At 60.7% G+C, this 7370-nt stretch carries 11 protein-coding genes and 1 tRNA gene; 5 read left to right on the top strand and 7 right to left on the bottom strand.

What is annotated here, in order from left to right:
• Positions 1–43: 43 nt before the first annotated feature.
• From NW863_RS11750 to NW863_RS11735, 4 genes are read right to left on the bottom strand one after another with little or no spacing between them, the layout of a single operon-like run.
• On the bottom strand, positions 44–1702 hold the full coding sequence (locus NW863_RS11750; RefSeq protein WP_414366545.1) for an ABC1 kinase family protein: 1659 nt from the start codon (positions 1700–1702) through the stop codon (positions 44–46).
• 38 nt (positions 1703–1740) lie between these two features.
• Positions 1741–2328 carry a peroxiredoxin family protein gene (locus tag NW863_RS11745; protein WP_414366543.1) on the bottom strand — a complete coding sequence of 196 codons (588 nt, stop codon included), beginning with the start codon at positions 2326–2328 and terminating at the stop codon, positions 1741–1743.
• 31 nt (positions 2329–2359) lie between these two features.
• Positions 2360–2797 carry an SRPBCC family protein gene (locus tag NW863_RS11740; RefSeq protein WP_414366542.1) on the bottom strand — a complete coding sequence of 146 codons (438 nt, stop codon included), beginning with the start codon at positions 2795–2797 and terminating at the stop codon, positions 2360–2362.
• Positions 2798–2800: 3 nt separating this feature from the next.
• Positions 2801–3364, bottom strand: a complete 564-nt coding sequence (locus tag NW863_RS11735) for a hypothetical protein (RefSeq protein ID WP_414366540.1) — start codon at positions 3362–3364, stop codon at positions 2801–2803.
• Between the two features lie 143 nt (positions 3365–3507).
• On the opposite strand from NW863_RS11735, the gene NW863_RS11730 reads away from it, so the two are divergent.
• Both NW863_RS11730 and NW863_RS11725 read left to right on the top strand, forming a co-directional pair.
• Positions 3508–3592: transfer RNA gene (locus tag NW863_RS11730), tRNA-Ser, on the top strand.
• Positions 3593–3640: 48 nt separating this feature from the next.
• Positions 3641–4129 (top strand): YbhB/YbcL family Raf kinase inhibitor-like protein, encoded by a 489-nt coding sequence (locus NW863_RS11725; RefSeq protein WP_414366539.1) that lies wholly within the window; start codon positions 3641–3643, stop codon positions 4127–4129.
• Positions 4130–4138: 9 nt separating this feature from the next.
• On the opposite strand, the gene NW863_RS11720 is transcribed toward NW863_RS11725, so the two are convergent.
• The 3 genes from NW863_RS11720 to cobU form a co-directional block, all read right to left on the bottom strand.
• Positions 4139–4681, bottom strand: a complete 543-nt coding sequence (locus NW863_RS11720; protein WP_414366537.1) for a hypothetical protein — start codon at positions 4679–4681, stop codon at positions 4139–4141.
• Positions 4678–5178 carry a CRR6 family NdhI maturation factor gene (locus tag NW863_RS11715; protein WP_414359814.1) on the bottom strand — a complete coding sequence of 167 codons (501 nt, stop codon included), beginning with the start codon at positions 5176–5178 and terminating at the stop codon, positions 4678–4680. Before NW863_RS11715 ends, NW863_RS11720 begins: the two co-directional genes overlap by 4 nt.
• A gap of 82 nt (positions 5179–5260) precedes the next feature.
• Positions 5261–5824, bottom strand: coding sequence for a bifunctional adenosylcobinamide kinase/adenosylcobinamide-phosphate guanylyltransferase (gene cobU / locus NW863_RS11710; RefSeq protein ID WP_414366535.1), 564 nt, complete (start codon positions 5822–5824; stop codon positions 5261–5263).
• Between the two features lie 302 nt (positions 5825–6126).
• On the opposite strand from cobU, the gene NW863_RS11705 reads away from it, so the two are divergent.
• The 3 genes from NW863_RS11705 to NW863_RS11695 all read left to right on the top strand — a co-directional run.
• Positions 6127–6621 carry a CatB-related O-acetyltransferase gene (locus NW863_RS11705; RefSeq protein WP_414366547.1) on the top strand — a complete coding sequence of 165 codons (495 nt, stop codon included), beginning with the start codon at positions 6127–6129 and terminating at the stop codon, positions 6619–6621.
• A gap of 68 nt (positions 6622–6689) precedes the next feature.
• Complete coding sequence (locus tag NW863_RS11700; RefSeq protein ID WP_414366533.1) at positions 6690–6968, top strand: hypothetical protein; 279 nt, start codon at positions 6690–6692, stop codon at positions 6966–6968.
• 147 nt (positions 6969–7115) lie between these two features.
• On the top strand, positions 7116–7370 hold a 255-nt coding region (locus tag NW863_RS11695; RefSeq protein ID WP_414366531.1), incomplete at its 3' end, for a hypothetical protein.

The raw sequence follows: 7370 nt of genomic DNA, 5'->3' as shown, positions 1-7370 counted from the left end.
TACCGTTTTTGTGTTGCTTTGCCAACACGAGATGCGTAGGGGATTAGCCCCGCAGGCGACCGGAGCGCAGGATGCTGAGGATGAGCCACAGCCCCAGCAGGCTGGCGGCGCCAAAGAGCAGCTCGCTTAGCCAAAAGACCTGGAAGCGCTGGGTTTGCGCCGAGATGATGGCAGCGCCAATAATCAGGGATCCAACCAGGATGCTGTAGGAGAGGCGGTTGGCCGACTGGTCCAGGCTGGTGCGGAGGCCTTCCAGCTCCTGCACCGTCAGGTTCCAGCGCTGGGTCTCGGAGGTGATGCGGCTAAGCAGCACTTCCAGTTGCCGCGGCGACTGCAGCGAGAGGTTTTTGAGATCCAGGGCTGTGCGCAGCAGCGAGGGCAGGGGGGCATCCCCCAGCAACTGCTGCCGAAACACATCGGCCATCAGGGGGCGAATTTGCTCCGGCAGATTGTAGTCTGGGGTGAGCTGGCGGGCGATCCCTTCCAGGTTGGCCAGGGCCTTGGCGCACAGTCCCAGGTTGCCGGGGATGCGGATCTGGTTGCGCCGCGCCGCCTGTAGGATCTCGGAAAAGAGCTCGCTAAAATCCAGCTCGGCAACGCTCAGGGTGTAGTACTGGCGCAAGAGGCGCTCGTATTCCCTCTGCAGTTGGGCCAGGCTGACGGCGGGATCCCGCGGGCTGCCCCTAGGACTTTCCGGCAGAGCCAGTTCCAGCGTGAGCTCAGCACAGCGCTGGGCATCCAGGCTGACGATGGCCAAAATCAGCTCCAGCACAATCTGCTGCGTGCGGGGATCCAGCCGCCCAATCATGCCGCAGTCCAAGAGGGCCACGCGACCGGATCCCAGGTAGAAGAGGTTGCCGGGGTGGGGATCGGCGTGGAAATAGCCGTCAAGGCAGATCTGCTGGAAAAAGGCGCGGGTGAGCAGGCGGGCAATCTGCTGCGGGTCGGCGTCACTGCGATCCGCCTCCAGCAGGGGCTTTCCCTCGATCCACTCCAGCGTCAGCACCTTGGGGGTAGTGAGCGCCCAGTAGACGCGCGGCACCACCAACTGCGCTGGGTCAAACCAACGGCTGGCCTGCAGGTGTTGCCGCAGTTGCTCCGTGTGGCGGGCTTCCTGGGTAAAGTCCAGCTCCGCCTGCAGCGCCCGGCAAAACTCATTGGCCAAGGCCACCACGTCTGTTAGCCTACCGAACTCCGTTTGCGCCACCAGCTCAGCAATGCTGCGGATGAGCTTTGTATCCCGCTCTACTATTGCCTCCAAACCCGGCCGCTGGATCTTGAGAGCCACCGCTTCGCCACTGAGCAGGCGGGCGCGATGGACTTGGGCAATGGATCCCGCTGCCACTGCTTCCGTGTCCAGGCTGCTGAATACCTGCTCCAGGGGCTTTTGCAACTGCTGGCGCAGCAGGATCTCCACTGCCTTCCAGGGCACGGGGGGCACATTGCTCTGCAGCGTGCTGAGGGCCTCAATGTACTCCCGCGGCAACAGATCGGGGCGGGTGCTCAGCAACTGGCCCAGCTTCACATAAACCGGCCCCAGATCCACCAGGATGTTGCGCAGCACCATCGGCGGCGGCAGTTGCGGCTCTTCCGCCTTGCCCAAGGAGAGTAAGCGCCGCATGTAGTCCCAGCCGTGGCGCAGGACTACTTCCAGGATCTCCGCCTGCCGGGCGCTGTTCTGAGCCAGCCGCGCAAAGACCACCCCTTTTCCCTCCTCTGCCGAAATTGCCTAGAGACAGCTTAGAAAAAGGGCACGGGAGCCACCCGGCGGGTTCCGTCCCAGCCGCTGGCTAGCCCCTCCCGCAAGACCCGCAACACTTCGTCGGTGCTGGCGTTGGGCTCGGCAAAGGAGAAGAGGTGCTTATAGCGCAGCCTCCCCTCGCGATCCACAATGAACTGGCCGGGCAGGGGCGCCCCCATCGCTTGGCCGACACCGTAGAGCCGAAAGGTCTTGCACTCCGGATCCACCAACAGCGGGTAGGGCAGTTGCAGGTCGGCTTGGATCTGTTGGCTTTGCACCGGGTCGGTGCTGGTAATCATCAGCAGCTCTGCTCCCAGGGCCCGAATCTCCTCGTAGCGGGCCTTCAGCTCCTGGATGTGGGGGTAGCAGAAGGGGCAGAAGAGTTTTTCTGTGAAAATGCGGGTAAAAGCCAGAACCACCGGCTGGTGGCCGCGGTAGTCCGACAGGCGCACGGGATCCCCGTGTACATTGGGCAGCTCAAAGTCGGGGGCCAGCTCGCCAATCTGCAGAGGGCTGTTGGCCGGCTGGGGGATGAAGTTGTCGAAAAAGCGACGGTTGAACAGGCCGCTGTTGCTGGTCATTGCCATTTTTTACGTTTCTTTACTACCTGCCACCAGCCTAACCCAAAGCCTCGGCCACTGCCTTTAGACGTCGCAGTTGTGCCCGCATGTCGTGCCGGGTTAGCTCTGCTGCCACTAGGTAAAACCCCGCCGCCACCCAGGGGTTGGGGATGGAAAACTCAAAGCGGTTCACCAACAGCGTTCCCGACGCCTGGGGGCGGCACTCCCAGCGGTCAGTGCCCTGAAAAAACCCCTCAAACTGCCACTGCACCAGACCCTCGGCCCGCTCGGTAATCACGCAGTCCAGGCTGGGGGAAATGAGAGGCAGGCGCAGGAAAAAGCGGTAGCGACTGCCCAGTTGCCCCGTAGGGGATCCCAGGGCCTCGCAGCCCAAAAGGGGGTTAAGCCAGCGCCGCATCAGCTCCGGGTCAATGAGACAGTGCTCCACCCGCGCCACGTCAGCGGCAATTTCAATTGCTTGGGTATAGACGGGCATGCTTCAAGGAAAGGCTGTAGCAGCAGGCTGCGCTTTGCCGACAGGGGCAACGGTACTCAGCAAAATCAAGATATCGCGGTACTCCACCTGATCCGGCCCGCGGCGGGGGGATCCCACCTGAATGACTGCCTGGTGCAGGGACTGTTCAGGGTGGGGGGGAGACTCAAACACAAGGGTGCGGATGCCGTTGGCCTGTTCCAGATCCGAGAGGAGATCCCAGCCCCGGCCCCAGAGGGTACGACGGTAGTAGGCGGCAATCTCCTCCAGAGGCTGAGAGGTCTGCAAGAGCAAGGAGGTCAGCCCCCCCTCCTGATCCCAGATTTGCCCGGAAGAGAGGACGGCGGCTTCGGGCAACTGCAACTGCGGTGGGAAGTGGGGAGGAAGGGCGCGGGTATCGCCCACGGAAGCCGCAAAATGGGTGCCATCTTCGCCAACGTGGCGCAGCACCGGATCCAGCGGGACAGCTTCGGAAGGAGGTGGCTCTGGCAAGGGGCGACAGGCAGCCAGCAAGGCTAGCATTAGCCAAGCCAGAAGTTGCACCTGAGCTGGGCAAAAGTCTCCTCTCATCCGTAGCCAGGGATCCCTCAGGTGGGTTATAGCGGATCCCCTCCCCCAGGACAACCCCTCCGTTGAAGCAACACCCCCCGCCCCTGCCCAAACGGCAATTGCACAACCTAAAATCAGTAGAGATCTGCGTGTAGGGATCCCTGGGAGAGGTGTCCGAGTGGTTTAAGGAAGCAGTCTTGAAAACTGCCGTGGCGCAAGCCACCGTGGGTTCGAATCCCACCCTCTCCGTCCTGGAATCTTTCGCCATCTGCTGAAGTTTCCAGAAGCTCTGGTTCTATGCCAACACCGACGCCAACGCCGACAACTTTGCAGCTCACTAGCTCCGCTTTTGCCCCCTCACAACCCATCCCCTCCCGCTACACCTGCGAAGGAGAAGATCTTTCTCCCCCCTTGACTTGGTCGGGGGCACCTGTAGGAACCCAAAGCTTTGCCCTAATCATGGATGATCCTGACGCGCCTAGAGGCACCTTTGTCCACTGGGTGGTCTACAACTTGCCCGCCAGTGTTACGAGTCTGTCAGAAGGGATCCGCTCCGACAGCGACCTGCCCCAGGGGGCCGTCCACGGGCAAAACAGTTGGGGACGCAATAGCTATGGCGGCCCTTGCCCTCCCAGCGGCACCCACCGCTACTTCTTCACCCTCTACGCCCTGGACAGGCAACTGGCCTTAGCACCAGGGGCCACCAAAGAGGCCTTGCTACAGGCCATGACAGGCCACATCCTCGCCCAGGCCCAACTGATGGGCACCTATCAAAGAAGAAGGTAGGGGAGAACCTCAAGCAAGGGGTGCCCACAGGCTGGAGCTGAGCGTTGCTGAAAGCAAATCCCACATCTCTGCTCTCCAAGAAATTTGCCCTGCCGCCGTCTTCCTGCCCAGGACAGGGATCCCTAGCTGGGCCTGCAACTGCCAGACCAAGGGGGGTTCTTCTAGGGAGGAGCCGGATGCGGATTCCAGCAACACCCATCCCAGACAGTGAGTCTTGGCTTGGTGAAGCAAGGCCGCAAAAGCAGCTCCCTGGCTAAGGGCAGCTTCCTGGGGCAGCGTCAGAAGTACCTTGAACCCCCAGGCAGCAGCTAGGTCGGCCCAGGTTTGGCCGGGCCCTATCGGATCAGCTAGGGTGCCAGGTACTACCAGCAGGGGATCCCTTTCCCCTTCCCAGGCAGCAATCTGTTGCCAGAGGACCTTGAGCTGTGCTTCAGAAGGGCTGGGATCCACGCGGAGCAGCCCCCAGGGACGTTCTACCGCCTCTTGCCAGGCTTCTGCCACTGCCGCTGCTGCCGGGATTCCAGGCCAGGTGTCGGCTACCATCACTCTCATGGCTCTCCGGTCTCGGCTTCCCAGAGGTTCAGAAACTCGGGTTGCACCTCGAAGCCAAACACTAAGGCCATGTCCCGCAGCATCGAGACAGATCCCAGTTTCTGCTGCTTAAACCAGCGCATCAGCACGAAAATCTTCTGATAGACGAAGATCTCCAGTGCTTCGGGGTTATAGACGATCCCTTCGCGGGGGTTGAATTGGTGGGGCACCAGCATGGCGGCGTAGCGAGCCAGCTCGCCGCTGCGCCAGTCAAGAAAGTAGGGCATCCAGGGGTAAACCGTATCCCAGCGGATGAACCACAGGCGCACTTCCGGGATCTCCGAGAGCTCGCGCGGATCGTCGGGGCTGCGCGGCCAATCAATGGAACATTGCACCTGCTGAGCGGAGCGAACGGGATCCGCCATCAAGGTTTTCACCAACTCATGGCCCGGCGTTAAATCCAGGGTTTGAATGGCTTTGGCGGGCAGGTAGAAGGTAATCGGCACGACGACAAGCAATCGCTTTAACCCAGTCTCGATCCAGGCGAGGGCTTCCGCAAGGGAGAAACCCTATCCGCGGATACCATCAACCCATTGCAGCTTATCTCAGCTCTGGGCTATTCACCCCTGCCAGCGGGATCCCCAGCTGGGTGAGATCAAGAACAAAGCCAGCCGCAACCAAAAGCACTTGCTCCGCCAGCGGGGCCAGCTTTTGGGTGAGCTCTCCCATCCGATCCCGAAACCGCCGCCCCAGCGGATAGGCAGGTACCACCCCCCAGCCTACCTCTTCTGAGACCAGGATCACCTTTCCTCGGCAGCTGTGCAACGCTGTCAAGAAAGATTGCGCCAAGGGATCCCACTCCTCAGGGGAACACTCCAGGCCCTGCGCCACCCAGCCCCCCAGCGAATCCACCAGAGCACAACAGGGCTGCGGCAGCTTTTGCAGGTCGGCCCCCAGGTCGGGCCCGGTTTCCCAGGTTTGCCAGGTGGGAGGACGCCGTTGCCGATGCCGCTGAACCCGTTCCGCCCACTCCGGGTCGGCCTCAGGGTCGGGCTTGGGCCCGGTGGCCAGGTAGATGACCGGCAGGGCAGAAGCCGCGGCTAGGTTCTCCGCCAGCCGACTCTTGCCACAGCGGGCAGGGCCACAGATAAGTACAATCGACATTAGGCATTGGGATGGAAGTCAATCGTTAGATTAGCTCAGTATTGGGTAGTCTCTACTGCCTCCAGCTTGATTCGAAATGTAAGACTTGAAGACTCCTGCGCGGAGTTGGGGCACACTCTACTTAAGGCTTACGTTTTACCTTGGCAAGCCCCAATCCAGGGAACTGAGGTTCTGTACTTATCTGTATTCAACACAGCCCACAACTAGAGGAGAGAACATACTTTGCCTATAGGGGCTTAGAACCGTTTCCCTTGATTAATATTGGCTCTCTAAGCTATGGATATGAGTTCTTCGTTCATGGGATGGGAGAACCTTCGCAGGTAAAGATTGGCCGCTGTAGCTCAATTGCACGAGAGATACATTTTTTTGCAGGCTACGAGCACCACACTGACTGGGCTACTACCTATCCTTTCACTCACCTACCTGAGTCATGGAGTGAGCTGCGTGCTCTGGAAGGTCACCCTCTGACCCGAGGAGACATTCTAGTTGGACACGACGTTTGGATCGGCCATGGCGCTATGATTCGCTCAGGAGTGACGATTGGAAACGGAGCAGTTGTTGGGATGGGTGCAGTAGTGACAAGGGATGTCCCGCCCTATGCAATTGTTGCCGGTGTGCCCGCCAAAGTAGTTCGCTACCGCTTCTCACCCGAGGTAATCGAACAGCTCAGCCAGCTTGCCTGGTGGGATTGGCCTCTTGAAGCAATACGTCAAGCAGCACTTCTTCTTTGTCGACCCCTGGATCAAGAAACTCTGGCAGCACTAGCTGAGTTTAAGCAAAAGCTTCTAGCTCCGTAAGGTTGGAGTTAGGATGAGGATCGATTCAACTAGGGGTAGGTTGACAAGTCCCGATTCAGAATGCAGACATGATGGATCCTAAACCGGCATCTTCCCCTGCCCAAAATACTTCTTCAGCCACCTCGCAAGCCTCTCCGCCCCTTTGGCTAAGCCTGGCGCTGGGGATCACCACCGCTCCTGTTTTGTTAGGACTGATCTTGGCGGATCGCGCTGCCAAGTGGCTGGGATCCCTGAGCTGGGAAGATCCAGGCTGGTGGTTGGGGGAACGGCTGCCCAACCTCGATAGCGCCGCTCTCCGCGCCCAGCAGCAAGAACACCAAGATTCTGGGCCAGCGGAGCATCCCTAGCTCCTCGTCGCTTTCGTATCATGGGTAGAGCAAGTCCGTCGCAGGAGTGAGCATCCTTTGCGGAGATCGGTCAGGCCAGCGCAAGAGTTCACCTCCACATTCTTGGGAGCGCTGTTTTGGCTGAGCGCATTTTTCTTGACAGCTGTGTTGAGTGCCTGTTTGGGCTACCTCTTCGGCCAGCGCGCCCTGTCGGGGGTCTCCTCTCCTGTTACCGAAGCTGGCAATGCTTCCTCCTCCCGTGGCGTTCGCGATCCCCGCACTGTGCCCCTGTTGAACGAGGCCGAGGTGATTGCAACAGCGGAAGCCAGCCTGGGCGGGGGGCCGGGGGCGCGGCGGGGGGGGGGGGGGGCGGGGGGCGGGCGGGGGGTGCGGGGGGGGGGGGCGGGGGGGGGGGGGGGGGGG

Origin of the sequence: Synechococcus sp. B60.1 (genome assembly GCF_047462555.1) — a bacterium.
In the GTDB taxonomy this organism is placed as follows: domain Bacteria; phylum Cyanobacteriota; class Cyanobacteriia; order Thermostichales; family Thermostichaceae; genus Thermostichus.
Note: the sequence above shows the minus strand (reverse complement) of the source record. Positions and strands in the feature narration are given on the sequence as shown.

Excerpts from the sequence above, each read along its gene's own strand:
- NW863_RS11745 (WP_414366543.1), bottom strand. The coding sequence starts at position 2,328 with ATGGCAATGACCAGCAACAGCGGCCTGTTCAACCGTCGCTTTTTCGAC.
- NW863_RS11740 (WP_414366542.1), bottom strand. The coding sequence starts at position 2,797 with ATGCCCGTCTATACCCAAGCAATTGAAATTGCCGCTGACGTGGCGCGG.
- NW863_RS11735 (WP_414366540.1), bottom strand. The coding sequence starts at position 3,364 with ATGAGAGGAGACTTTTGCCCAGCTCAGGTGCAACTTCTGGCTTGGCTA.
- NW863_RS11725 (WP_414366539.1), top strand. The coding sequence starts at position 3,641 with ATGCCAACACCGACGCCAACGCCGACAACTTTGCAGCTCACTAGCTCC.
- NW863_RS11720 (WP_414366537.1), bottom strand. The coding sequence starts at position 4,681 with ATGAGAGTGATGGTAGCCGACACCTGGCCTGGAATCCCGGCAGCAGCG.
- cobU (WP_414366535.1), bottom strand. The coding sequence starts at position 5,824 with ATGTCGATTGTACTTATCTGTGGCCCTGCCCGCTGTGGCAAGAGTCGG.
- NW863_RS11705 (WP_414366547.1), top strand. The coding sequence starts at position 6,127 with ATGGGAGAACCTTCGCAGGTAAAGATTGGCCGCTGTAGCTCAATTGCA.
- NW863_RS11700 (WP_414366533.1), top strand. The coding sequence starts at position 6,690 with ATGATGGATCCTAAACCGGCATCTTCCCCTGCCCAAAATACTTCTTCA.